The sequence below is a fragment of the Microbacterium sp. MYb72 genome (assembly GCF_002979415.1).
Lineage (GTDB): Bacteria > Actinomycetota > Actinomycetes > Actinomycetales > Microbacteriaceae > Microbacterium > Microbacterium natoriense.
In genome coordinates this window covers 130,910-154,489 of record NZ_PCOT01000006.1, presented here as the reverse complement: position 1 = coordinate 154,489, position 23,580 = coordinate 130,910, and the positions used below count along the sequence as shown (strand labels likewise).

At 69.4% G+C, this 23,580-nt stretch carries 23 protein-coding genes; 10 read left to right on the top strand and 13 right to left on the bottom strand.

The annotated features are described in order from the left end of the window. Positions 1 to 135 precede the first annotated feature (135 nt). Positions 136 to 669 (top strand): helix-turn-helix domain-containing protein, encoded by a 534-nt coding sequence (locus CQ047_RS05235; RefSeq protein ID WP_105673227.1) that lies wholly within the window; start codon positions 136 to 138, stop codon positions 667 to 669. Beyond that, positions 666 to 1,964: an MFS transporter gene (locus tag CQ047_RS05230; protein ID WP_105673226.1), complete on the top strand. Its 1,299-nt coding sequence runs from the start codon at positions 666 to 668 to the stop codon at positions 1,962 to 1,964. The genes CQ047_RS05235 and CQ047_RS05230 overlap by 4 nt, the downstream gene beginning before the upstream one ends. A 139-nt stretch (positions 1,965 to 2,103) precedes the next feature. Here CQ047_RS05230 and CQ047_RS05225 read toward each other — a convergent pair whose 3' ends face one another. The 6 genes from CQ047_RS05225 to CQ047_RS05200 all read right to left on the bottom strand — a co-directional run bounded on the left by CQ047_RS05225 (position 2,104) and on the right by CQ047_RS05200 (position 7,923). Next, positions 2,104 to 2,832 (bottom strand): amino acid ABC transporter ATP-binding protein, encoded by a 729-nt coding sequence (locus CQ047_RS05225; RefSeq protein ID WP_105673225.1) that lies wholly within the window; start codon positions 2,830 to 2,832, stop codon positions 2,104 to 2,106. After that, a complete protein-coding gene (locus CQ047_RS05220; RefSeq protein WP_105673224.1) occupies positions 2,829 to 4,301 on the bottom strand; it encodes an amino acid ABC transporter substrate-binding protein/permease in 1,473 nt (490 codons plus the stop codon). The genes CQ047_RS05225 and CQ047_RS05220 overlap by 4 nt, the downstream gene beginning before the upstream one ends. A gap of 109 nt (positions 4,302 to 4,410) precedes the next feature. Next, complete coding sequence (locus CQ047_RS05215; RefSeq protein ID WP_105673223.1) at positions 4,411 to 4,941, bottom strand: GNAT family N-acetyltransferase; 531 nt, start codon at positions 4,939 to 4,941, stop codon at positions 4,411 to 4,413. 175 nt (positions 4,942 to 5,116) lie between these two features. Further along, positions 5,117 to 6,676: a DHA2 family efflux MFS transporter permease subunit gene (locus CQ047_RS05210; protein WP_105673222.1), complete on the bottom strand. Its 1,560-nt coding sequence runs from the start codon at positions 6,674 to 6,676 to the stop codon at positions 5,117 to 5,119. Further along, on the bottom strand, positions 6,673 to 7,296 hold the full coding sequence (locus tag CQ047_RS05205; protein WP_105673221.1) for a PadR family transcriptional regulator: 624 nt from the start codon (positions 7,294 to 7,296) through the stop codon (positions 6,673 to 6,675). The genes CQ047_RS05210 and CQ047_RS05205 overlap by 4 nt, the downstream gene beginning before the upstream one ends. Before the next feature lie 66 nt (positions 7,297 to 7,362). Continuing rightward, the gene (locus CQ047_RS05200; protein ID WP_105673220.1) at positions 7,363 to 7,923 is read right to left on the bottom strand and encodes a GNAT family N-acetyltransferase; all 561 of its coding nucleotides are present in this window, start codon (positions 7,921 to 7,923) and stop codon (positions 7,363 to 7,365) included. Between the two features lie 44 nt (positions 7,924 to 7,967). Between CQ047_RS05200 and CQ047_RS05195 the strand changes: the two genes are divergently transcribed. Next, positions 7,968 to 8,831 carry a phosphoribosylaminoimidazolesuccinocarboxamide synthase gene (locus CQ047_RS05195; protein WP_105673219.1) on the top strand — a complete coding sequence of 288 codons (864 nt, stop codon included), beginning with the start codon at positions 7,968 to 7,970 and terminating at the stop codon, positions 8,829 to 8,831. A gap of 88 nt (positions 8,832 to 8,919) precedes the next feature. Further along, positions 8,920 to 10,260, top strand: coding sequence for a uracil-xanthine permease family protein (locus CQ047_RS05190; protein WP_105673218.1), 1,341 nt, complete (start codon positions 8,920 to 8,922; stop codon positions 10,258 to 10,260). 50 nt (positions 10,261 to 10,310) lie between these two features. Here CQ047_RS05190 and CQ047_RS05185 read toward each other — a convergent pair whose 3' ends face one another. After that, positions 10,311 to 10,988, bottom strand: coding sequence for a TetR/AcrR family transcriptional regulator (locus CQ047_RS05185; protein WP_105673217.1), 678 nt, complete (start codon positions 10,986 to 10,988; stop codon positions 10,311 to 10,313). A gap of 124 nt (positions 10,989 to 11,112) precedes the next feature. Here CQ047_RS05185 and CQ047_RS05180 point away from each other — a divergent pair, with 124 nt between their 5' ends. The 3 genes from CQ047_RS05180 to CQ047_RS05170 all read left to right on the top strand — a co-directional run bounded on the left by CQ047_RS05180 (position 11,113) and on the right by CQ047_RS05170 (position 14,155). Continuing rightward, positions 11,113 to 11,985: a DUF1266 domain-containing protein gene (locus tag CQ047_RS05180; protein WP_181155837.1), complete on the top strand. Its 873-nt coding sequence runs from the start codon at positions 11,113 to 11,115 to the stop codon at positions 11,983 to 11,985. Then, complete coding sequence (locus tag CQ047_RS05175; RefSeq protein WP_146114270.1) at positions 11,973 to 13,019, top strand: hypothetical protein; 1,047 nt, start codon at positions 11,973 to 11,975, stop codon at positions 13,017 to 13,019. The genes CQ047_RS05180 and CQ047_RS05175 overlap by 13 nt, the downstream gene beginning before the upstream one ends. A 317-nt stretch (positions 13,020 to 13,336) precedes the next feature. Then, positions 13,337 to 14,155: a M57 family metalloprotease gene (locus tag CQ047_RS05170; protein ID WP_105673214.1), complete on the top strand. Its 819-nt coding sequence runs from the start codon at positions 13,337 to 13,339 to the stop codon at positions 14,153 to 14,155. Between the two features lie 112 nt (positions 14,156 to 14,267). Here CQ047_RS05170 and CQ047_RS05165 read toward each other — a convergent pair whose 3' ends face one another. The 5 genes from CQ047_RS05165 to CQ047_RS05145 all read right to left on the bottom strand — a co-directional run bounded on the left by CQ047_RS05165 (position 14,268) and on the right by CQ047_RS05145 (position 19,970). Further along, positions 14,268 to 15,266, bottom strand: coding sequence for a LacI family DNA-binding transcriptional regulator (locus CQ047_RS05165; protein WP_105673213.1), 999 nt, complete (start codon positions 15,264 to 15,266; stop codon positions 14,268 to 14,270). Positions 15,267 to 15,304: 38 nt separating this feature from the next. Beyond that, on the bottom strand, positions 15,305 to 16,717 hold the full coding sequence (locus CQ047_RS05160; protein ID WP_181155836.1) for a GH1 family beta-glucosidase: 1,413 nt from the start codon (positions 16,715 to 16,717) through the stop codon (positions 15,305 to 15,307). Positions 16,718 to 16,722: 5 nt separating this feature from the next. After that, positions 16,723 to 17,646 (bottom strand): carbohydrate ABC transporter permease, encoded by a 924-nt coding sequence (locus CQ047_RS05155; protein WP_105673211.1) that lies wholly within the window; start codon positions 17,644 to 17,646, stop codon positions 16,723 to 16,725. After that, positions 17,643 to 18,587: a carbohydrate ABC transporter permease gene (locus tag CQ047_RS05150; RefSeq protein WP_105673210.1), complete on the bottom strand. Its 945-nt coding sequence runs from the start codon at positions 18,585 to 18,587 to the stop codon at positions 17,643 to 17,645. Before CQ047_RS05150 ends, CQ047_RS05155 begins: the two co-directional genes overlap by 4 nt. Positions 18,588 to 18,698: 111 nt before the next feature. Beyond that, positions 18,699 to 19,970: an ABC transporter substrate-binding protein gene (locus CQ047_RS05145; RefSeq protein ID WP_105673209.1), complete on the bottom strand. Its 1,272-nt coding sequence runs from the start codon at positions 19,968 to 19,970 to the stop codon at positions 18,699 to 18,701. A 269-nt stretch (positions 19,971 to 20,239) separates the two neighbouring features. Between CQ047_RS05145 and CQ047_RS05140 the strand changes: the two genes are divergently transcribed. From CQ047_RS05140 to purQ, 3 genes are all read left to right on the top strand, one after another. Continuing rightward, positions 20,240 to 20,764, top strand: a complete 525-nt coding sequence (locus CQ047_RS05140; protein WP_105673208.1) for an adenine phosphoribosyltransferase — start codon at positions 20,240 to 20,242, stop codon at positions 20,762 to 20,764. A gap of 216 nt (positions 20,765 to 20,980) precedes the next feature. Next, complete coding sequence (gene purS, locus CQ047_RS05135; RefSeq protein WP_105673207.1) at positions 20,981 to 21,229, top strand: phosphoribosylformylglycinamidine synthase subunit PurS; 249 nt, start codon at positions 20,981 to 20,983, stop codon at positions 21,227 to 21,229. Next, on the top strand, positions 21,226 to 21,933 hold the full coding sequence (gene purQ, locus CQ047_RS05130; protein ID WP_105673206.1) for a phosphoribosylformylglycinamidine synthase subunit PurQ: 708 nt from the start codon (positions 21,226 to 21,228) through the stop codon (positions 21,931 to 21,933). The genes purS and purQ overlap by 4 nt, the downstream gene beginning before the upstream one ends. Positions 21,934 to 22,193: 260 nt before the next feature. On the opposite strand, the gene CQ047_RS05125 is transcribed toward purQ, so the two are convergent. Beyond that, positions 22,194 to 23,459: a hypothetical protein gene (locus tag CQ047_RS05125; RefSeq protein ID WP_105673205.1), complete on the bottom strand. Its 1,266-nt coding sequence runs from the start codon at positions 23,457 to 23,459 to the stop codon at positions 22,194 to 22,196. Positions 23,460 to 23,580 lie beyond the last annotated feature (121 nt).

Sequence of the window (23,580 nt, the reverse complement as noted above, 5' to 3'; positions counted from 1 at the left end):
GCCGCAGCATCCGTTCTTCGGATGAACGCGCGTTTCTCGGAGGATTCCTGCCTGATCGTCCGAGATTCCTGCCATTCTCCGAACTCTTGCACGTTCACTCTTGACAGCCCTGGCTTTCTTCAAGAAAGTTAGCGGATGCCGCTCCGCTCCGACTGGTCCTCGGCGACCTGCCCGATCGCCCACTCCGCCGACGTGCTCGCCGACCCGTGGGTGCTGCTGATCCTGCGCGAGATGTTCTCCGGACGCACGCGCTTCGACCAGCTGCGCGCGGCCACCGGCGCCGCCGACTCCGTGCTCTCGCGGCGACTCACGGCCATGACCGACGCGGGTCTCATCGAGCGCGAAGACCCCGCGGCGGCGCGCGCCGGCTATCGGATGACGGATGCCGGACGCTCCACGCTTCCGATCCTGCACGCCTACGCCCGCTTCACCCAGGTCACCGACCCCGATGGGCCGTGGGGCCTCACGGTCACGTGCGGCCGGTGCGGGGCGACCGCGGCATCCGTCGACTGGTGCGCGGTCTGCGCCGCTCCCCTCGACGCGGACAGCACCCGATGGTCACGCCGCAGCATGGGCGGAGAGCCCTTCGCCCTCACCGGATCGAGCGCGGCGCCCGGCCCGACCGGGGCGAGCTCCCCCTCCGAAGTCACCGCATCGAGCGCCGCATGACCGCCGAGTCCGTCGAGGAGCCGACCGGCACCCGCCGCCGCATCCACCCCGCCTGGATCGTCGCTCTCGTCGCCCTGATCGCGCTGATCGGCGCCGCGGGGTTCCGCGCCGCCCCCGGCGTGCTGATGCTCCCGCTCCAGGAGGAGTTCGGGTGGACCACGGCGGAGCTCTCCCTCGCCGTCACCGTCAACCTCCTGCTGTTCGGGCTCACCGCTCCGTTCGCTGCCGCGCTCATGCAGCGCTTCGGCATCCGCGCCGTCACCGTCACCGCACTGCTGGTCATCGGCGCGGGGTCCGCGCTCAGCGTCTTCGTCGCCACCCCGGCGCAGCTGATCCTGACGTGGGGTGTGCTGATCGGCCTCGGCACCGGGTCGATGGCCCTCGTCTTCGCCGCCACCATCACCGACACGTGGTTCGCCACCCGTCGCGGACTCGTCTCCGGCGTGCTCACCGCGGGCAGTGCGACCGGCCAGCTCATCTTCCTGCCCGTCATCGCGGCGACCGCCGAGGACGTGGGCTGGCGTGCGGCCTCGCTCATCATCGCGGGAGGTGCTCTCGCCGTGGTCCCGCTCGTGTGGATCTTCCTGCGCAATCGACCGGCCGACCTCGGCGTCGGCCGGTACGGCGAGACGGCGCCGGTCGCGGCATCCGCTCCTGCTCCCCGCGGCAGCGCCTGGGGCGCGGCTCGACTCGCCCTCACGACGCTGCGCGATGCCGCCCGCACCAAGACGTTCTGGGCTCTGGCGATCGGCTTCGCGATCTGCGGCGCCACCACCAACGGCCTCATCGGCACGCACTTCATCCCCAGCGCCCACGACCACGGGATGCCGACGACCACGGCGGCCGGCCTCCTCGCCGTCGTCGGCGTCTTCGACATCGCGGGCACCGTGCTCTCGGGGTGGCTGACCGACCGGGTGAATCCCCGCATCCTGCTCGCGGCGTACTACGCGCTGCGCGGGGTGAGCCTGCTGTTCCTGCCGAGCCTGCTGTCGGCGTCGGTGCAGCCCAGCATCGTGGTGTTCATCGTGATCTACGGTCTGGACTGGGTCGCGACCGTGCCGCCGACGATCGCCCTGTGCCGCGAGGTCTTCGGCGAGCGGGGTCCGCTGGTCTTCGGCTGGGTGTTCGCCGCGCACCAGGTGGGCGCCGGCATCGCCTCGGTGCTCGCGGGCATGGTCCGCGACCACACCGGCCAGTACACGATCGCCTGGTTCGCCGCCGCCGGCCTGTGCGCCGTCGCGGCCCTCGTGAGCGGCACGATCCGCCGGCATCCCACCCCCGCCTCGCGCGCCTGACCCCGCGCCCCGTCTCGTCGCGTCTCGTCTCGTCTCGGCGAGTTCACGAGTAGTCGGCGAGTGCGCGGCCTGCACACGCAAACTTCCCGTGCACTCGGCGAGTTCACGGGAAGTCGACGGAGGATGCCGCGGACGCGACTCAGAGCACCTTCGAGAGGAAGTCCTTCAGGCGCTCGTTCTTCGGGGATCCGAACAGCTCGGAGGGCGGCGCCTCCTCGACGACCACGCCACCGTCCATGAACACGGTGCGACCGGAGACCTCGCGGGCGAACCCCATCTCGTGGGTGACGAGCACCATCGTCATGCCGCCGGACGCGAGATCGCGGATGACCTGCAGCACCTCGCCCACCATCTCGGGGTCGAGGGCGCTGGTCGCCTCGTCGAAGAGCATGATCTCGGGGTCCATCGCCAGCGCGCGGGCGATGGCCACACGCTGCTTCTGACCGCCGGAGAGGGATGCCGGCTTCGCATCCGCCTTCTCCTTGAGCCCGACCCGGTCGAGCAGGGACAGCGCCCGTGCCCGGGCATCCGCCTTCGACAGCCGACCGAGCTCGATCGGCGCGAGTGTGATGTTCTCCAGCACGGTCATGTGCGGGAACAGGTTGAAGTGCTGGAACACCATGCCGATGCGCTGGCGCACCTCGTCAAGCTTGACGCTCTTGTCGGTCAGGTCGACGCCGTCGATGATGACGTGACCCGAGGTGGGCTCCTCGAGCTTGTTGAGGCAGCGCAGCAGCGTGGACTTGCCCGAACCGGAGGGACCGATCACGGCGATGACCTCGCCGTCCTCCACCCGGAGGTCGATGCCCTTGAGCACGTGGTTGTCTCCGAAGGACTTGTGCAGGTCCCGGACTTCGATCTTGCTCATGCGGTGAACTTCCTCTCCAGGCGGTTGGCGAGCAGCGTGAGCAGCGTGATCACGACGAAGTAGATGAGGGCGACGATCGTCAGCACCTGTGCAGACAGGTAGGTCGAGGCGATGATCTGCCGCGACTGGAACGTCAGCTCGGCCAGGCCGATCACGCTGATCAGCGACGTGTCCTTGAGGGTGATGATGCCCTGGTTCACGAACGACGGGATCATGATGCGGAACGCCTGCGGCAGCACGACCTTCTGCATGGTCTTCCAGTGGCCGAGGCCGAGCGAGCGCGAGGCCTCGTTCTGGCCCGGGTCGACGGCCTGGATGCCACCGCGGATGATCTCGGTCATGTACGCGCCGGTGTTGAGCGACAGGGTGATCGCTCCGGCGACGAACGGGTTGAACGTCAGCCCGGGGAACAGCTGCGGGATGGCGAAGAACACGAAGAACGCCTGCACCAGGATCGGGGTGCCGCGGAACACGAAGACGTACGCCGTGGCGAGCCAGCGGAACAGGAAGAACCCGGAGATGCGGCCGAAGCCGAAGACGATGCCGAGCACGAAGGCGGCGACCAGCGCCACGAGGGTCGCGAGGATCGTGAGCCACAGACCGCTCATGAGCGCCGGCCAGTACTTCACGGCCACCGAGATGATGTCGGTCGGCTGCGCCGACTCCTCGCCGCCGGAGAGGTACCGGTCGACGATCGTCTCGTACTCGCCCGACTTCTTGAGGTTCGCGAGGCCCTTGTCGAACATCTCGACCAGTTCGGGGTTCTGCCCCTTGTTCACCGCGAAGCCGTACTCGCCGCCGAGCTCCGGGGCGCCGACCAGACGGAAGCCCGACCCCTGCTGGATGCCGTAGGCGAGCACCGGGAAGTCCTCGAAGTAGCCGACGGCCTGGCCCGCCTTGACGGCGTCGACCATGTCGGTCGTGTCCTGGTACGGCGTGATGGTGAAGCCGTACTTCTTCTTGTTCTCCTCGGCGAAGGTCTGACCCTGGGTGCCGGTCTTCACGGCCACGGTCTTGCCGTCGAGGTCGTCGAGCGACTGGACGTCGCTGTCCTTCATCACTCCGAGCTGGATGCCGCTGGTGAAGTAGGGGTCGCTGAAGTCGAAGGTCTTCTTGCGCTCGTCGGTGATCGACATGCCGGCCATGACGGCGTCGACCTGGTTCGCCTGGAGCGCCTGGACGGCGGCGTCGAATCCGAGCTGACGGATCTCGACCTCGAAGCCCTGGTCCTTCGCGATCGCGCGGAGCAGGTCCATGTCGATGCCGACGAGCTGGCCGTCGGAGTTCGTGAACTCGAAGGGCGCGAAGGTGGTGTCGGTGCCGATGACGTACTTCTCATCGGCGGCGGTCGCCGCGGTCGGCGCGACGAGGAGGGCGCCGACGGCGAGGAACGCCGTGAGGACGGCTGCTCCCGCGGTGCGCCCGAACCTGCGCAGGCGCGCGGAGGCGGAGGAAGGATTGCGGATCACGACGGATGCTCCCGGGATCGACGACGACGACCGGTTGGCCGCCGACCAACAACCCTAGCCTCCGGTCGCGTTCTCGCACGCAGAACCGGCACAAGGGCCGGTGGGCTGACTACAGCGTGATCCAGTAGCGGCGCAGCAGCGCGTGCCCGCGCTCGGTCTGGTCGCTCACGTCCTGCAGCACACCGCCGGCGCCCTCGATCGTGCGGGCGGAGGCGACGTTGTCGTCGTCGCAGGTGACCAGCACGCGGTCCAGCCCGATCTCGCGCGCACGGTCGAGCGCGAGGGCCAGCGCCTTCGACGCGTAGCCCTGGCGGCGACGCGACTCCCGCACCGCGTAGCCGATGTGCCCGCCGGCCTCGCGGAGCCACTCGTTGAGGTCGTGGCGGAACGAGAGGAATCCGATCACCTCGGCGTCGTCGACGATCCAGTAGAGGTCGTTGTGCACGCGGTCCTCGGGAGGCGCGATCGAGGTGTCGGCGAGCCGTGCGGCATCCGCGATCAGCTCGTCGAGGGTGACCCGCCCCGGGATGACAGGGGCCTGCAGACCCGAACCGTCGATGTGACCTCCGCCGAACTCCGCCACGGCGGCGGCCCAGCTGTCATAGAGGTCGGTCGTTGGTCGGATGAGCGCGATCGTCATCACCCGATGACATCACACGCGGTCGCTCTCGCCAAACCCGTCCGCCCTACCAGCCGCCGACGCCCCACCCGACACCGACGCCCCACCTGTCTGTCGTGCGTCAGGTGGGGCGTCGGAACTCGGAGGGGGGGACGTCGAGACGCGGATGCCGGGAATCCGGTGCCGCGTCAGGGCGTCAGCCCTTCCCTCCCGGCGCGGCCGCGGGCTCGGACTCGTAGCGTCCGAGGAACAGCGACGCGACGAGGGCGACGACCATGACGCAGGCCGGCAGCAGGATCGCCTGCGCCATTCCCGCGGAGAACCCGTCGGCGACCTGCGGGGGCAGCGCGCCTCCGGTGCCGATGCCTCCGGCCGCGTCGGACAGTCCGGGGAGGTTGGCCTCCAGCCGCGACTGCATGAACGCCGCGATGGATGCCGAGCCGATCACCGATCCGATCGTGCGGGTGGTGTTGTAGATGCCCGCACCGGCGCCGGCCTGGCGCGGCGGGAGCTTGCGGGTCGCCGTCGTCGCGAGGGGACCCCACATGCCGGCGTTGCCGATGCCCATCAGGGCGGACGGGAGCAGGAACATCCAGATCGGGGTGTCCATGTTGATCAGCGCCGAGTACCAGACGAGGGCGATGCCCACGCAGAGCAGACCGGGCACCAGGATGATGCGCGGATCGACGCGATCGAGCAGCTTGCCCGCGAACGGCGCGAGCACTCCGGACAGCACCGCCATCGGGATCAACAGCAGCGCCGCCTCGGTCGGGGTGAGGCCGCGTGCGATCTGCAGGAAGAACATCATCGGCAGCGACATGCTCGTCACGGTGAAGCCGACGGCGGCGATCGCGACGTTGGCTCCCGAGAAGTTGCGGTCGCGGAACAGGTCGAGGGGCACCAGCGGCTCGCTGCGCGTGCGGGCCTGCTGCACGATGAACAGGGCCAGCACGACGAGGCCCGCGATGATGAGGCTCCACACGGAGATCGGGCCCCAGATGACGCCCCACTTGAACTTCTCGCCCTCCTGCAGTCCGAAGACGAGGAGGAAGAGGGCGACGGCGCTGAGCACGACGCCGAGCACGTCGAAGCGATGCGGGTGCGTGGCCAGCTTGGGCACGTAGATCCACGCCAGCACGAAGCCGATCACGCCGACGGGCAGGTTCACGAAGAAGATCCACTCCCAGCCGAGGCCGTCGACGAGCAGGCCGCCGACGAGCGGGCCGACGAGCGTCGCCACACCGGCGGTCGCGCCCCACAGACCCATCGCCGCTCCCCGGCGCTCGGCGGGGAACGTGCGCGTGATGACCGCCATCGTCTGCGGCGTCATGAATGCGGCGCCGAGCCCCTGCACGGCGCGGGCGACGATCAGCCCTTCGAGCGTCGTCGACAGGCCGCACCACAGGGAGGCGAGCGTGAAGACCGCGAGGCCGATGAGGTAGATGTTCTTCGGCCCGAAGCGGTCGCCGAGGCGCCCGGTGATGAGCAGCGGAACGGCGTAGGCGAGGAGGTAGGCGCTGGTGACCCACACGACGTTGTCGAGGTTGTTCGTCGTCGGGTCGAGGGCGGCCTTGATTGCCGGGTTCGCCACCGAGACGATGGTCGTGTCGACGAGGATCATGAAGAAGCCGATGACCAGCGCCCACAGAGCGGGCCAGGGGCTCTTCGGCCTGTGGCCGACGGAGTAGGTGCCGGTGGACGGCCCTGAAGACGAGGGGGCGGATGCCGCGGCCCCGGTCGATGCGGATTCGGTCATTGCTGTGCGGCCTTTCGCTGGGCGAGATAGCGTTCGGTGTCTTCGAAGGCGTGCGGTCCCCAGGGGAACGCGGCGGCCTCGAGACGGGTGAGGAGGGAGTCGAGCCAGCGGAGCTCTGCGTCGAGCAGCATCTCCTGGCGTTCGAACTCGACGAGGACCTGTTCGGGGACCCCGTTGGCGCGGGCCCCGCGCAGCCCGTCGCTGTGCTGCGTGTGGGCATCGGCGAGAGCCGCCCGCCGGATGCGGAGGCTGTCGATCGCGTCGGGTCGTTCGAGGTTGTGCGCCTCGGCGAGCGCGATGCGGAAGTCGGACGGACGGTCGATGCGCGACAGCTCGCGCCGCACCCAGCCGATGACCGCCTCACGGCCCTCGGCGGTCAGCGTGTATGTGGTGCGCTCCGGCCTGTTGCCGTCGCGATCCACACCGACCTCGTCGAGCAGTCCTGCCCGCTGGAGGCGCGCGACCGTGTGATAGAGCGTGCCGTTCGTGATCGGGAGCAGGCGATCGTCGCGGCGCGCGCGCATCAGCCGCACCATCTCATAGGGGTGCATGTCGCCCTCGCGCAGCAGCGCGAGCACCATCACCCCCATCGGGGTGAGCTTGTCGACGGCATCCGGCATTGTTAGTCCATTCCAATTAGTCCACGTGGACTATACGCCCGATACGACCCCGACGGCAAGCTCGGATCAGCGCAGCGCCACCTCGAGCTGCGCCTCGGTGAGCGGACGGTCCGCGTAGACCAGACGCATCACCGCGGGGTCAGGGTTTCCGGCATCCGGACCGCGATGCACCAGCTCGAGTCCCAGCTTCTCCGCGACGTGCGCCGACGCCGTGTTGTGCTCGACGAGATAGGCGATGAGCGGCCACTCCGGGACGCGTTCGCGCGCGAGCTCGACCCCCGCCCGCGCGAGCTCGGTCGCATACCCGCGCCCGTGGTGGTCGGGCGCGATCCGGTACCCGACGTTCCACACCGCTCCCTCGGTGCCGAACCCCCGCACCGAGCTTCCGCCGTTGCCGACCATCTCCCCGGATTCGCGCAGCCGCGCCACGAAGGACCCGAGTCCGGCATCCGCCCACCCCTCCTCCCACTTCCGCATCATCGCCAGCGTCGGCTCCGTGTCGAGATGCCGCAGGGACGGGAAGTGGGTCCACACGCGGGGGTCGTTGTGGATCGCGAAGACCTCATCGAGGTCGCTGGGTGTCGGTCGCGTGAGCACCAGACGCTCGGTGAAGAACTCCTCAGGCATGCCCTCACGCTACGACCACCCTCCGACACCGGGATAATGGCTGGGTGAGCGAAGCACAGAGCATCCCCGGCTGGCGGCACGTCTACTCCGGCAAGGTCCGCGACCTGTACGCCTCGGAGGATGCGGCGGACACGCGCATCCTCGTCGTGGCGTCCGACAGGGTGAGCGCGTTCGACTACGTGCTGTCCCCCGGCATCCCCGAGAAGGGAGCCCTGCTCACCCGCCTCAGCCGCTGGTGGTTCTCCGCGCTCTCCGATGTGCCGAACCATCTCGCGGAGGGCGAGATCCCGGCGTCCGTCGCCGATCGCGCGATGCTCGCGCAGTCCCTCGAGATGCTGCCGATCGAGTGCGTCGTGCGCGGCTACATCACCGGCACCGGCTGGGCCGAGTACCAGGAGAGCGGCACCGTGTGCGGCATCCCGCTGCCCGCCGGTCTGCAGAACGGCGACCGTCTGCCCGAGCCGCTGTTCACCCCCGCCTACAAGGCCCCGATGGGCGAGCACGACGAGAACATCACCTTCGAGCGAGTCGTCGAGCTGGTCGGCGGCGAGCGCGCCGCCGAGCTGCGAGACGTCTCGCTGGCCGTCTACGGCCGGGCCGCCGCGATCGCCGAGGAGAAAGGCCTGATCCTCGCCGACACCAAGTTCGAGTTCGGGACGGATGCCGACGGCGTCCTGCGCCTCGCCGACGAGGTGCTCACGAGCGACTCCTCCCGGTACTGGGATGCCGAGGCCTGGGCCGTCGGCACCACTCCGAGCGCGCGGATGGCGAGCTTCGACAAGCAGATCGTGCGCGACTGGCTGGCGCTGCACTGGGACAAGCAGGGCGAACCGCCCGCGCTGCCGAAGGACGTCGTCGAGCGCACCGCCGCCCGCTACCGCGAGCTGATCGAGCGCCTCGGAGCCTGAGTCGCGGCATCCGGCACACCCAGGCAACACTCAGGAATCGGTAGTGTGGCTCCAGCACTCCGACACCCCCGACCCTGAGGAGCCCGCAATGCCCCTGTGGAAGCTGCACGGAGACGGCCGCACCGTCGCACTCGGCGCCGTCGTGCGCCCCGATGAGCGCCTGAACTGGCCCGGCACGATCGCGATCGGCGTCCAGCACGTCGTCGCGATGTTCGGCGCGACGTTCCTCGTCCCCATCCTCACCGGGTTCCCGGTGTCGACGACGCTGCTCTTCTCGGGCGCCGGAACCCTGCTGTTCCTGCTGCTGACCCGCAACAGGCTGCCCAGCTACCTCGGCTCGTCGTTCGCGTTCATCGCCCCGATCACCGCGCTCAACGGCGGCAAGGCCCTCGAGTCGGCCGAGCAGATCACCCAGGCACTCGTCGGCGTCGTCGCCGCGGGTGTGCTGCTCGCCGCGATCGGCTTCCTCGTGCAGGCCGTCGGCACCGGCTGGATCGACAAGCTCATGCCCCCGGTCGTGGCCGGGTCCATCGTCGCCCTGATCGGCTTCAATCTCGCGCCGGCCGCCTGGGGCAACTTCCAGAAGCAGCCGGAGCTCGCGACGGTCACCCTCGCCGCCGTCGTGCTCTTCAGCGTGCTGTTCCGCGGGTTCCTCGGCCGCATCTCGATCTTTCTCGGCGTGGTCGTCGGCTACGTCGTCGCCCTCTTCACCGGACAGGTGAAGTTCGACGGCGTCGCGGAGGCCGCCTGGATCGGCCTTCCCGACTTCCACCTCGCCGCCGTCGGCGACCCGAAGGCGTGGGCGCTGGTGCCGATGTTCCTCCCCGTCGTGCTCGTGCTCATCGCCGAGAACGTCGGCCACGTGCGCGGCGTCGCGACCATGACCAACGACCCGGAGATCAACAAGCACACCGGGCGCGCCCTCGTCGCTGACGGCCTCGCGACCACCCTCGCCGGAGGCTTCGGCGGCTCTGGCACCACCACCTACGGGGAGAACATCGGCGTCATGGCGGCGACCCGCGTCTACTCGACGGCGGCGTACTGGGTGGCCGGCATCGTCGCGATCCTCCTCGCGTTCTCGCCGAAGGTCGGCGTGATCTTCAACAGCATCCCCGCCGGCGTCCTCGGTGGCGTGACGACGGCGCTGTACGGCCTGATCGGCGTCATCGGCATCAAGATCTGGGTCGACAACCGCGTGGACTTCTCGCGTCCGGTCAACCAGTACACGGTCGCCGTGTCGTTCGTCATCGCGATCGCCGGCTTCATGATGAGCTGGGGCACGTTCCAGCTCGGCGCCATCGTGCTGGGCACGGTCGCCGCTCTGGTCATCTACCACCTGGGCAACGCGATCGCCCGCTGGCGCCGGAGCGGCGCCGACGACGGCGGCCCCATCCCCGCGGTCGGCCCGCTCGGCGGCGACCCCGCCTGACCCGCCTGGAGGGGCACGGATGCCGCGGCATCCGTCCCCCTCTACGCACCTCAGGCCACCGTGCCCGTGTCGGGGCACATCGCACCGGACGCGCGCGGACGCGGCTCACCCCGCCGCGGAGGCATCGCCAGCGGCAGCGGCTCCTCGGGCTCTGGCAGCCCGTAGCTGCGGCGGACCCAGCGCCGCGCGTCCTCCAGCGGATAGGTGTCTCCGAAGACGGCGAACTTCACGAACACGCCCTCGAGCAGGCTGCGCAGCATGACCTCCTCGAGACCAGGGTCTGCCGCGCCGCGCGCGCGGAACAGGTCGCGCACGGCGTCTTCCGTCGCCGTCACCGCATCGGCGTGACGCCGCTCGGATTCGGCGAACAGCCGGTGCGTCGCGGGCTGCTGCTGCATCGCGAGGACAGCCCGCTGCAGGGGCACCGCGAAGGCCGTGGCCATGAGGGCGCCGTCGATCACGGCGGCGAGCGCCTCGTCCGGCGTGCCGTCGACGCGGGCGAACGAGAGCACGGTCTCGAACCAGCGGTCGATCACGGCGGAGACCAGCTGCTCCTTGCCGCCGAAGTGGTAGTTCACGAGCCCCTGGGCGACACCGGCCCTGGAGGTGATCTCGGCGATGCTGGCGCCGGCCACTCCTCGCTCGGAGAACAGGGTGATCGCAGCCTGGAGGATGTTCTCCCGCGCCCTCTCCCTGGCGATGCGGTTCTGCTCATCGGAGCGTGCCACGAGGCATCCTCCTCTGCGATGCGGACGAGTGTCTTTGCTGAACGGCCCCCACCGTATAGATTACTCACTGAATAATCGTTCAATCTATGAGGATCGGTCAGATCCCCCACTTCCAGGAGCCCCCATGCATCCCCTCGCCCGCGTCGATCTCAACGACCTCGGCTCCCTGATCGAGTGGCTCATCTCGCAGTGGTGGGTGTGGGCGATCGTCGGCGCCGTGGTGCTCTTCTTCATCGTGGTCTGGCTCATGCCCGGCTTCAAGGTCAAGGCCGATGAGAAGTTCTCCACCACCGACACCGAGGCCAACGAGATCGCTCTCGGCCTCCTGCAGATCGTGAACCTCCCGTCCGGGCACTGGAACGACCCGACGGCGTCGATCCTCGGCGACCGCGAGAAGAAGGTGCTCGTCGACCAGTGGGGCGTCCCCACGCGCCAGGACTGGCTCGACAACATCGAGCGCCTCGTCACCGTGCGCCGCCGCCGCGAGATGTGGGTCCTCTACCTCGCCGTGCGCGCGCAGCTCGCCGAGCAGCTCGGCCGCGTCCCCAAGGCGAAGGAGTGGCTGAACGCGATCGTCGCCGAGGGCGGGGACAAGCGCGATGCGCGCACGTTCGTCACCTCGATCGAGTACACCGAGGGTCTCATCCGCAAGCGCGTCGGCAAGGACATCGTCACGCCCGACCTGTTCGTGAAGACCCTCGACGGCTACGCGCTCGGCCAGGCCGTGGGCATGACCACGTGGGGTGTGGCGCTCGGACACGGCGACGTCGCCGAGGCGCGCCAGATCATCCACCGCATCAACGTCGAGGGCCGCCCCGCCTTCTCGTCGTGGGCGGACTTCGGCCTCAGCTACATCGCCGGCCGCGTGATGCACTGGAGCGACGGCAAGGTCGAGGAGAAGTCCTTCGACAAGTTCGGCGACGGGTGCGTCGACTTCCAGGCCGCGGCCACCGCGAAGCGCAACGGTCCGTGGGCGACGCTGTCATGGAGCCTGTGACCGTAGACCTCGACCCTCTTCGACGAGGGGCCGGCTTCCGCGACATCCTCGCGTACGAGCGCATCTGCCGCACGCCGCTGCACCGCCGCTTCGTGTTCATCCTCGTCGCGGTGCTGCTGTTCGCCGTGGCGATGCTCGGGGCGCTCTGGTTCCTCGGACGCAGCGACATCCTTGCCGTCGCGCCGATCCTCGGGGTGTTCGTGGTGGGCTACACGGTACTCGCCGCCGTGGGGTTCGTCTGGTACGCGATCGGACTGGGCCGCAGAGTCAAGGTGGCGGCCTTCGCCTGGCGCAACGGCTGGGCTTACGCCGATCTCCTGGAGAGCACGCGGCGCCCCGGCGCGGCGTTCGCCCGCGTGAACCGAGGACAGGAGCGCGCGGTCGTCGCCTGTGACGACGAGCGGATGCCGTTCGAGCTGGGCATGCACCACTCGGTGGCGCGCGGCCAGGAGGCGGCGACGATCCAGCGTCCCTTCGCCTTCATCGAGCTGCCGCTGCCGTCGGCGGTGCCCCACATCGTGCTGGCGAATCGCCGACGCAGCATCATCCCCACCCTCGGTCTCGGCCGTGGCGCGGCGAAGATGCAGCTCGAGAGCGAGTTCGCATCGGTGTTCCGCCTGATCGTGCCCGAGGGATACCAGCAGGACGCGCTCTACATCTTCACGCCCGACCTCATGGCCCGCGTGCTCGATCTCGGCTCCGGCGCGGAGATCGAGCTCGTCTCCGACCGTCTCTACGTGTATCTGCCGGCGCGGACGCGCTTCGACCGCGCCGACACGATGGCCGCGGCCGTGGTCCTCGCCGAGGAGTTCCACCGTCGCTTCGCCGCGCGCACCGAGCTGTATCGCGACGACAACGCCGGCGAGCTCGCCGCCAGGGCCGGCGTCTCGGTCGGCCTGCGCGGACAGCGCCTCGGAGGCAGCGGCGTCTCGGTGATCGCGATCGCCGCGACAGCCGGCGTGCTGCTGCTCTCCGCCGGGGTGACGGCGTTCTCGCTGTTCGGCGGAGACATCCTGCGCACCCTCACCGGGTGACCACAGACCCACGGGTGCGGACCTGGCCGGGGGGCATAACAAATGTCCGCACCCGTGTTCCCCTCTTCCTCGACGGACGTCAGACATCGACGTCCGTCGAGCCCGGTCGACACCTTCGGCCAGGCTGAGCGCACGCAATTGTTTACCTGAGTACAAGAATTCGTGGGCACGCCGTCGCCGACCTTGACCCGCTCGAATCGACGCGGTTACCGTGAGCGGGCTTCGGCACGGCGGCGGCGCAAGGAAGCCCGTCCTCCGGATCGGAGTCCGCTCGCCGACCGGGCGTGCGGCATCGCTCAGATCGAAAAGGATCATCCATGCGACTCACGAGAACACTCGCGCTCGCCGCCACCGCGGCAGCAGCGCTCTGCATCGGCGCGGTCATCCCGGCCGCCGCTGCGACCAGTCCGGACGACGGCTCCGACGTGCCCACCTTCCAGGAGTTCGCCGCGTCGACCTTCCGGGACGTCGACGGCAGCTACATCGTCAACGGAGACGAGGTGATCTCCAACCGCGGCGAGCTGCGGAAGTTCTACGACGTGCTCGTGGGCCCGGCGACACCGATCGACGGCCTCATCGTCAACACGGTCAGCGGCACCGACGACAAGTGGTCGGCGCAGCAGGTCGGCAACCTCACGTACTGCGTCAGCACCGCCTTCGGCACCCGTCACGCAGACGTCGTGAACGCCATGGCCAGCGGCGCCGCTCTCTGGGAGGCCGCATCGTCGAAGATCAAGTTCCAGTACGTGAGCAGCGCCGACGGCAACTGCACGACGCGCAACAAGTCGGTCGTGTTCTCGGTCGAGCCCGTGCAGACGACGCAGTACATCGCCCGCGCGTTCTTCCCGAGCACGCCGGACCGCCAGCAGAACGTCCTCATCGACGACTCGATCTGGAGCTCGGGCTCCTGGACCCCGACGAACATCCTCGGCCACGAGCTCGGGCACGTCCTCGGTTTCCGGCACGAGCACACCCGTCCGGAGTCCGGCACCTGCTTCGAGGACAACAACTGGCGCCCGCTGACCCCGTACGACTCGGCGTCGATCATGCACTACCCGCAGTGCAACGGCTCGTCCGACGACCTGTCGATGACCAGCACCGACCGCGCGGGCATCGTCGCGCTGTACGGAAACTGAGGCCCCTCGCCCAACACGGCGTGACGTCTCAGCGGGGGTCCGGCCCATTCGGCCGGGCCCCTTCTGCGCGCAGACGCGGAGAGACCGCCGCCGGGAGCGCCGCCACCACACCTCACGCCGAGGCGCGCACCACCAGCTCGGTCGGCAGGATCGTCGACCGCGGAGCCTCGCGCCCCGCGAGCACGTCGAGCAGGACGGATGCCATCGCCTCGCCCTGCGCGTACATCGGCTGCTGCACGGTCGTCAGCGGCGGATCCACCGCGACCGCCACCTGAGAGTCGTCGAACCCGACGATCGCAACGTCCTCGGGGATCCGGATGCCCGCCGAGCGGAGCACGCGCATCACACCCCTGGCCATGAGGTCGCTCGCGACGAACACGGCATCGGGGAGCGGCGAACCCGCGGCGAGAAGACGTCGGGCGGCTTCCGCCCCTCCCTCCTCGGTGAAGTCGCCGTCGAGCTCCGCGGCCGGGGGGATGCCGGCATCCGCCAACGCGTCCCGGAAACCCTGTACGCGGTCGACCGCCGCGGGCATGCTGAGCGAACCCGAGATCGTGGCGATCCGCCGGTGACCCCGGTCGAGCAGATACTGCGTCGCCATGCGGCCGCCCAGCACGTTGTCGACGTCCACCACGTAGTCGCCGGGGCGCGCGCGCACCGGGCGTCCGCCGAACACGACGGGGACGGCCTCGGCGATGCGGTCGACGAAGGAGTCGCTGGTGTGGTGCGACACGATGATCGCCCCGTCGACGCCTCCGTTGCGCACGAATCCGGCGGTCTTCGCGCCGCCCTCCTCGCTCGCGATCAGGAGGTTGAGGATGTAGTCGGACCTCGTCATCCTGGCGCTGATGCCCGAGACGATCGTCGCGAAGAACGGGTCGCCGAAGAAGCGCGTGGTGTCCTCCGGCACGACCAGGGCGATCGCGTTCGTCTGCCTGCTGGCGAGCGTGCGGGCCGCGGGGTTGGGCACGTAGTGCAGCTGGGCGATCGCGTCCTGCACTGCGGCGAGCGCCTCGGGGCTCACGGACGTCGAACCGTTCACCACGCGGGACACGGTCGAGCGCGACACCCCCGCCGCCGCCGCGACCTCCTCGATCGTCGCCCTGACCATCGCCTGCTCCCCGCTCTGATGCTGTCGCGGCAGCAGCCTCAGACGGCGCGCGCTGCGATGATCCGAGCGTACTGGAGGCCGGAGTCCTTGACGACGCGCTCCTGGGTGTCGTACTCGACCCGCACGATGCCGAAGCGCTTCTCGTACCCCCACGCCCACTCGTAGTTGTCGAGCAGGGACCAGTAGAAGTAGCCGCGCACGTCGACGCCCGCATCGATCGCGTCGCGCACCGCGGAGACGTGCGCGACGAGGAACGCGGTGCGATCGGCATCCGGCACCGTGTCGCCCTCGCGGACGTCGTCGTAGGCGGCGCCGTTCTCCGTGACGTACAGCGGGATGCCGGGGGCGTACTCCGACCCGACCCGCTGCAGCAGACGCGTCAGACCCTCAGGCTGCACCTCCCAGCCCATGCCCGTCCGGGGCAGCCCGCGCTCGACCCAGTGGATGCCCTCGTGCGAGGGGAACGGGGAGGCGACGGCCCGCTCGGTCGGGGCGTCTCCCGCCGGCGGCTCCTCGGCCGGGGCGGTGCCGGCGAGCAGCTCCCCGTGGTAGTAGTTCACGCCGAACGCGTCGAGCGGAGATGAGATCGCCTCCATGTCGCCCGGCTGCACGGCCTGCTCCCACCGGGCGACAGCGGAGGAGTCGACGGTGCGGAAGTCGCGGATGACGTCGGCGGGGTAGGCGCCGCGGAAGATCGGGTCGAGGAACCAGCGGTTGAACTGCCCGTCGATGCGGCGGGCGGCGTCGACATCGCCGGGGGCGTCGGGGTCGGCCGGGTCGGCCACCGTGAGGTTCAGCGTGACGCCGAGATCGAGGGAGGAGTCGCGCGAGCGCAGCTCCTGCACGGTCTTCCCGTGGGCGAGCAGCAGATGGTGCGCGGCGAGCATGCCGTCTCCGCCATCCATCCGCCCTGGGGCGTGGATGCCGGCCGTGTACGACAGGAACGACGAGCACCACGGCTCGTTGAGCGTCGTCCAGTACCGCACCCGGTCGCCGAGCGCGTCGTGCATGGTGCCCGCGTACTCCAGGAAGCGGTCGACGGTGTCGCGGCTGGTCCAGCCGCCCTGTGCCTCCAGCGCCTGCGGCATGTCCCAGTGGTACAGCGTGAGCCAGGGCACGATGCCGGCATCCAGCAGCTCATCGACCAGCCGACTATAGAAGTCGACGCCCTTCTCGTTGACCGCGCCGCCGTCTGGCCGGACCCGCGACCACGACGTGGAGAAGCGGTACGTCTGCAGCCCGAGCTCCTTCATCAGCGCGACGTCCTGCGGGTAACGGTGGTAGTGGTCGCACGCGACGTCGCCGTCGTCGCCGTTGATCACCGCGCCGGGCACGCGCGCGAACGCATCCCAGATCGAGGCCGTGCGGCCGTCCTCGAAGGCGGCGCCCTCGATCTGATAGGCCGCGGTGGCGGCGCCGAACAGGAACTCCTGAGGGAAGGGGCGGGTCATAGGGGTCATCCTTTCACCGCGCCCGCCATGATGCCACTGACCAGCTGCCGACCCGCGAACACGAAGAGCAGCAGGAGCGGGATGGTCGAGAGCAGCACTCCGGCGAGCACGATCGAGTAGTCGACGAAGTGGTTCGACTGGAGCAGGGAGAGCGCGACGGGCAGGGTCGGGTCCTGCCGGTCGAGCACGATGAACGGCCAGAAGAAGTTGTTCCACGCCGACACGAACGTGAACAGCGCGAGCATGGCCGCAGCGGGACGGGCGGCCGGCACCCCGATGGTCAGGAACGTCCGGAACGAGGAGGCGCCGTCCATGCGCGCCGCCTCGATGAGCTCGTCCGGCACGGCCTGGGTGAGGTACTGGGTCATCCAGAAGACGCCGAACGCGCTGGTCAGAGCGGGAACGATGATCGCTCCTGGAGTGCCGGTCCAGCCGAGCTCGCTGAACAGCACGTACAGCGGCACCACGCCGAGCTGCGTCGGCACGGCCATGGTCCCGACGACGAAGGCGAGCAGCCAGCCGCGGCCCTTGAACTTCAGCTTCGCGAACGCCCAGCCCGCGAGCGTGGAGAAGAACACGACGGATGCCGCGATCAGGGCGGACGTGTAGATCGAGTTCCACAGCGCGCGCCAGAAGTTCACGGCCGGGTCGTTCACGACCTCCAGGGCGTTCTGGATGAAGTTGCCCCCGGGGATCCAGGAGCGGTTCGGGTCGCGCAGCGTGTACGCGTCGCCCGAGCCGATGAGGAAGGACCAGTAGAAGGGGAAGAGGCTGCTCAGCAGCACCACCCCGAGGGCCCCGTACACGAACCACCCCGGTCGGGAGCCGCGGATGCGGCGGGTGCGACCTGCTCCTCTCCTCGGCGACACGGGCGCCCGGTCGTCTGCGGCGTCGCCGGCGGAGGCATCCGTCCTGTCGATCACGGTCATGAGCGCTTCCCCTCGCTGCGCACCAGGGCGCGGGTGATGAGCAGGTTGATCGCGCCGATGACGAGCACGATGAGGAACAGGATCCAGGCGAGCGCCGAGGCCCTGCCGAAGTTCCACTCGCCCCAGCCGATGTTGTAGAGGTACAGGGTGATCGTCAGCCACTGGCTGTCGGCGCCGCCGGTGCCGTACTGGTCGTACATGCGCGGTTCGTCGAAGATCTGCAGCCCGCCGATCGTGGAGGTGATGATCACGAAGATCAGGGTCGGCCGGAGACTCGGCAGCGTGATCGCGAAGAACTGGCGCACGGCGCCGGCCCCGTCGACCGTCGCGGCCTCGTAGTAGTCGCGCGGAACGGCCTGCATCGCGGCGAGAAGGATGAGGGTGTTGTAGCCCGTCCAGCGGAAGTTCACCATCGTCGCGATGGCGATGTGGCTCGCGAAGGCGTTCGAGTGCCACGGCACGGGGCCGAGGCCGATGCCCTCCAGCAGGCTGTTCACCAGACCGTACTTGTCGCCGAAGAGATTCGAGAAGATGAGGGCCACGGCGACCGGCGCCATCACGTAGGGCACCAGCACGCCCATGCGCCAGAAGGTCTTGGCCCGGATGTTGCGGTCGAGCATCGCGGCGATGAACACCGCGGCGATGAGCTGCGGGACGCTCGACAGCACGAAGATGCTGAACGTGTTGCGCAGCGCGATCCAGAACTTCGGCTGGCCGAGCACATAGGCGTACTGCTCGAAGCCGATCCAGGTTCCGGTGCCGCGCACCTGATCCCAGTCCATGAACGAGATCACGGCGGTGTAGGCGATCGGGAACAGCCCGACGATCAGGAACAGGATGAAGAACGGGGAGATGTAGAGGTAGGGCGAGAGCCTCAGGTCCCAGCGCGAGAGCCGCGCTGACCCGAAGCCGAATCGCCTCGGCGGTGCAGTGGTGGTCATGTCGAGTCCTCAGTCGTGGGTCCGGGCCGTCGGGCGGGGGCGGTCTCCCCGCGGGTCGTCGAGCGAGCGCAGCGAGACGACACGCGCCCGCTCGACGACCCGGGAGTCCGGCTACTTCAGCGCCTTGACCTCTTCGGTCCACTGGGTCCAGGACGCATCGGCATCCTGCGTGCCCTCCTCGACACGGGTCAGGGCCTTCTGCATCGCATCGTTGATCTGGAAGTAGAAGGCGCCCTTGAACGGGGCGACCGTGACGGCCTGTGCGCGCTCCGAGAGGATCTGACCGGTCGGGGCGTCGTTGAAGAACGCGTTGGTGGCGCCGAGCAGCGCGTCATCCGTGAGCGCGTCGTTCTGGCTCGGGAAGGTGCCCGCGTTCGAGAACGCCTTGATCTGCTGCTCGGGGGCGGTCAGCCAGTCGGCGAGCTCCTGCGCGGCCTTGACGTTGGCGCCGTTCGCGGGGACGGTCAGGTACGACCCGCCCCAGTTGCCTCCGCCGCCGGGGAAGACGTTGGCGATGTCCCAGCCGGTGACGTCCTTGGCGTTGCCCTCGATGACGCCGAGCATCCATCCGGGGCAGAGCATGGTCGCGAAGGAGCCGTTGGCGAGCCCCGCCATCCAGTCGTCCGACCACTGACCGAGGTGCGCGGACTGGGTGGCGGATGCCGTGAGCACCTGGTCGTAGATGTCCTTGACCTCGTCGTTGTCGGTGGCGATGATGTCGCCCGACTTCGGGTCCTCGTAGGCCGCCTCGACCTGGTTGATCATGCCCTGGTAGGTGCCGCCGGCCGAGTCGAAGAAGGCCTTGCCGGTGGCGTCGGTGTACTGCTGGCCGACCTCGAAGTAGCGCGCCCAGTCGCCCTCGAGGAGCTTGGCGACCTCGTCGCGGTCGGTGGGGAGCCCCGCGGCGGCGAACAGGTCGCTGCGGTAGCAGACGCCCTCCGGGCCGATGTCGGTGCCGTAGCCGATGAGGTTGCCGTCCTTGTCGGTGGCGGCCGCCGTCTTCCAGTCCAGCCAGCGGTCCTTGAGGCCGTCGTCGACGGGTGCGAGCAGGTCGGAGTACTTCATGACCTCCGGCAGCCAGTCGACCTCGATGGCCTCGATGTCGGCGAGGCCCTTCTTGCCGAGCTTCTGAAAGTAGTTCTCACGGGCCTCGTTGCTGGTCGCGGCCCGGTTGTGCACGATCTTCACGTTCGGGTGCTCGTCCATGTACTCCTGGAGGAGCTCATCGGTGTAGCCGAAGTCGTTGAAGGTCGCGACGGTGAGGGTGATCTCGCCGCCAGATCCGCCGGACTCGGCGGCGCCTCCGGCGCAGCCGGCGAGAGCGAGGGCGGAGACGGAGGCGACGGCGGCGACCGTCGTCAGTCTGCGTGCATGCGTATTCACGGGGCACTCCTTTGTGTGCGTGGTGGGGATGTTCGTGGTGCGGGATGATCCGTTTATGGGAGCGCTCCCATGAACTTCTGAGCACTCTATGGGAGCGCTCCCACGAGTGTCAAGCGCGGACCGGCGCCTCCGAGATCCGGTCACTCGCCCGAGATCCGGTCCTTTCCCCCGCCGTCATCCGCATCTCGGGCCAGCATCCGGATTCCGGCGGATGCCGGCGGATGCCGGCGGATGCCGGCGGATGCCGGCACGCCGAGTAGCCTTGACCGGTGCCCGAACTCTCCCCCGCCCTCACCCGCGCAGAAGCACTGATCCGCTCCATCCCGGACTATCCGGAGCCCGGCATCGTCTTCCGCGACATCACGCCCCTCCTGGCCGACGCCGAGGCGCTGCGCGTGACGACCGAGGCGATCATCGAGCCCTTCGCGGGACAGTTCGACGTCGTCGCCGGCATCGAGGCGCGTGGGTTCATCCTGGCCGGGGCCGCGGCGATCGCGGCCGGAGTGGGCCTCGTCCCGATCCGCAAGGCCGGCAAGCTCCCTCGACCAGCGGCATCCGTCGACTACGCCCTCGAGTACGGCACCGCGACGATCGAGATGCACGACGACCTCCCCGCGGGGTCGCGCGTGCTGCTCATCGACGACGTGCTCGCCACCGGCGGCACCCTCGCGGCGGGCCGCGAACTGGTCGAGCGCCTGGGCAGCCACGTCATCGGCATCTCGGTGCTGTTCGAGATCGACGGGCTCGGCGGCCGCGAGGCCATCGGCGACCTGCACACCGTCTTCCACGCCTGACCCGCCCTCCGCCCAGTGCGGTCGACATCACGTGCAATCGCCGAGTGCACGGCATCCTCGCGTCAGCATCCCGTTCACTCGTCGACATCACGTTCGCTCGACGACGCCCCGTTCCCTCGGCGACATCACGTGAGGTCGGCGGGGACCCGCGAAAAGGCGGTGCGCGCGAGCCGGTAGACTGAAACCGCCCGTCCTCCCACGACTTCCGGAGCCGTCATGCCCACCATCGTCGTCGACGTCATGCCCAAGCCCGAACTGCTCGACCCGCAGGGGAAGGCCGTGTCCGGAGCATTCACCCGCCTGGGCGTCGAGGGCTTCACCGCCGTCCGCATCGGCAAGCGCTTCGAGCTCACCGTCGAGGGCGAGGTCACCGACGAGGTCCTCGCCGAGGCCCGACGCATCGCGGACGAGGTGCTCTCCAACTCCGTGATCGAAGACGTCGTCGGCATCGAGGTCGCCGAGTGACCGTCCGCATCGGGGTCGTCACCTTCCCCGGTTCGCTCGACGATCGCGACGCGCAGCGCGCCGTGCGCATCGCCGGCGCCGAGCCCGTCGCCCTCTGGCACGGCTCGCACGATCTCGACGGCGTCGACGCGCTCGTCCTCCCCGGCGGCTTCAGCTATGGCGACTACCTGCGTGCAGGCGCCATCGCCGCGCTCTCGCCGATCATGTCGGAGGTCAAGGATGCTGCGGCCAAGGGCATGCCGATCCTCGGCATCTGCAACGGATTCCAGATGCTCGTCGAGGCGCACCTGCTGCCCGGCGGCCTGATCCGCAACGACCACCAGCACTTCGTGCGCCGCGACCAGCGGCTCACGGTCGAGAACTCCGACACCGCGTGGACGAACACGTTCCGCACGGGTCAGGAGATCGTCATCCCGCTGAAGAACGCCGACGGCGGCTACATCGCCGACGAGGAGACGCTCGACCGCCTCGAGGGCGAGGGCCTCGTCGCCTTCCGCTACGCGGGCGTGAACCCGAACGGATCTCTCCGCGACATCGCCGGCCTCACGAACGAAGCCGGCAACGTCGTGGGGCTCATGCCGCACCCCGAGCACGCCACCGAGCCCGGCTTCGGACCCGACACGGCGGCCGCCATGCGCTCCGGCGTCGACGGCGTCGGCTTCTTCGCGAGCGCGATCGCCGCGGTCGCGCGCGTCGCCGCCTGATCAGCCTTCCGAAGACGGATGCCGCAGCTGCGGCATCCGTCTTCGTCGTTGCGGGGCCCGGTCAGCAAGTCGGGAGGCTGCCCGCCGGCCAGGACCCGGGCAGTCGTCCGGTGAGCCGCCGGTCGGCGGGACCCGCTCGGTCGACGGGACCGGCCAGTCAGCGGGAACCGGCCAGTCGACTGGACCCTTCAGTCGGCGGGGCCCAGCCAGTCGGCGGAGCCCGCTCAGTCAGCCGGGACCGGCCAGTCGGCAGAGCCCGGTCAGTCGGCCGGGAGGCGGAAGGGGTCGTCGCCCGCGGCCGCGAGCAGGTACCACGCCGTCGTCCCCGTGTGCAGGCTCGCGTAGTAGAGGTCGCCGAAGCCGGAGTCCAAGCCGTCGCTCGAGGTGGCGACGATGCCCTTGCCGTCGCCGTTCGGGGCGTCGCGCTGCGCCAGGCGGATGCTGCTCAGCAGACTCTCCGCGCGATCGGCGTCTCCTGCGCCGGCGCGGAGCCGGAGCGACAGCGCCAGGTGACCGGCCCCCTCGAACCACACCTTCGAGACGTCGACGTCGCTGATCGAGGGCCCCTGGTACGGGCCGTCGGTCGCCATGAGGTTCGCGAGGGTCCAGTCCAGCGCCGCTCCGTAGCGGCCGTCTCCCGTGGCGAGAGAGCTCCAGGTCTGCGCGTCGAGCGGTATCGGATGCGTGTTGACGGTGGAGCCGTCGAGAAGGGTACCGGTGTCGACGTGTCCGTCCTGCGCCTGCATCGCGGCGACGAATCCGGATGCGACGGCCGCCCTGTCGGCCCACACCGCGTCGCCGGTGAGCTGCGCCAGCTGGGTGAAGAAGCCCGCCACGTCGGCGTTGTGCTCCGTCGACTTCCAGGTCAGGGAGGCGCCGGCATCCGTCTGCCCTCCCGTGTACCCGTAGGGGGCTCTGGTCATGTCGGCCGTGTTCGTCTGGATCCACCCGCCGATCCGCAGCGCCCCGTCGAGGTACCGCTGATCCCCGGTCGCGTGGAAGAGCCGAGCGAGGGCCATCCCGACCCAGGCCTCGTTGCCGGTGAAGGTTCCGGGCCCGGTGATCTCCACCCGCCCCTGTCGGATCCCGTGCGGTTCGTAGGAGGTCCTGACGCGGCCGTCGCCGATGGGGTCGTTCGCCTGCACGAAGAGCAGCGTGTCGCCGACCGTCCGCGCGCGGCGGAGGTCGTCGGGCAGCCCTCGGGCGGTGTACGCGATCACGACCAGGGCGTCGTCGTACACGAACGACGGCGTGAAGTCCCAGCTCGGGGTGGTGAAGAACCCGCCCTGGTAGCTGCGGGGCAGGCAGTGTCCGTCGCCGTCGCAGAACTCGTCGACGCGCGCATCGAGGAACTCGTAGGCCCGCGCGACCGACAGCGCGGGGTCGAGCGGGGTCACGTCGGCCGCCGAAGGGTCGTGCATCGTGACGACGGCGGATGCTGCCGGCGCCGCTCCCCCGACCGCAGCCGCGACGACGAGCGCGGCGACGACGGCCCACAGCGCGGAACGACACGGAGAACCCGGCATGGAGACCTCTCGGACTCAGCCGCGGTCCACGGGCGCGGACGCGCGGACGACCAGGAGGTCGTGTTCAGAATCCTGGCATGCTGGTTGACAACGGGGTAGCGGCGAAGGTCCAGCATCCCCT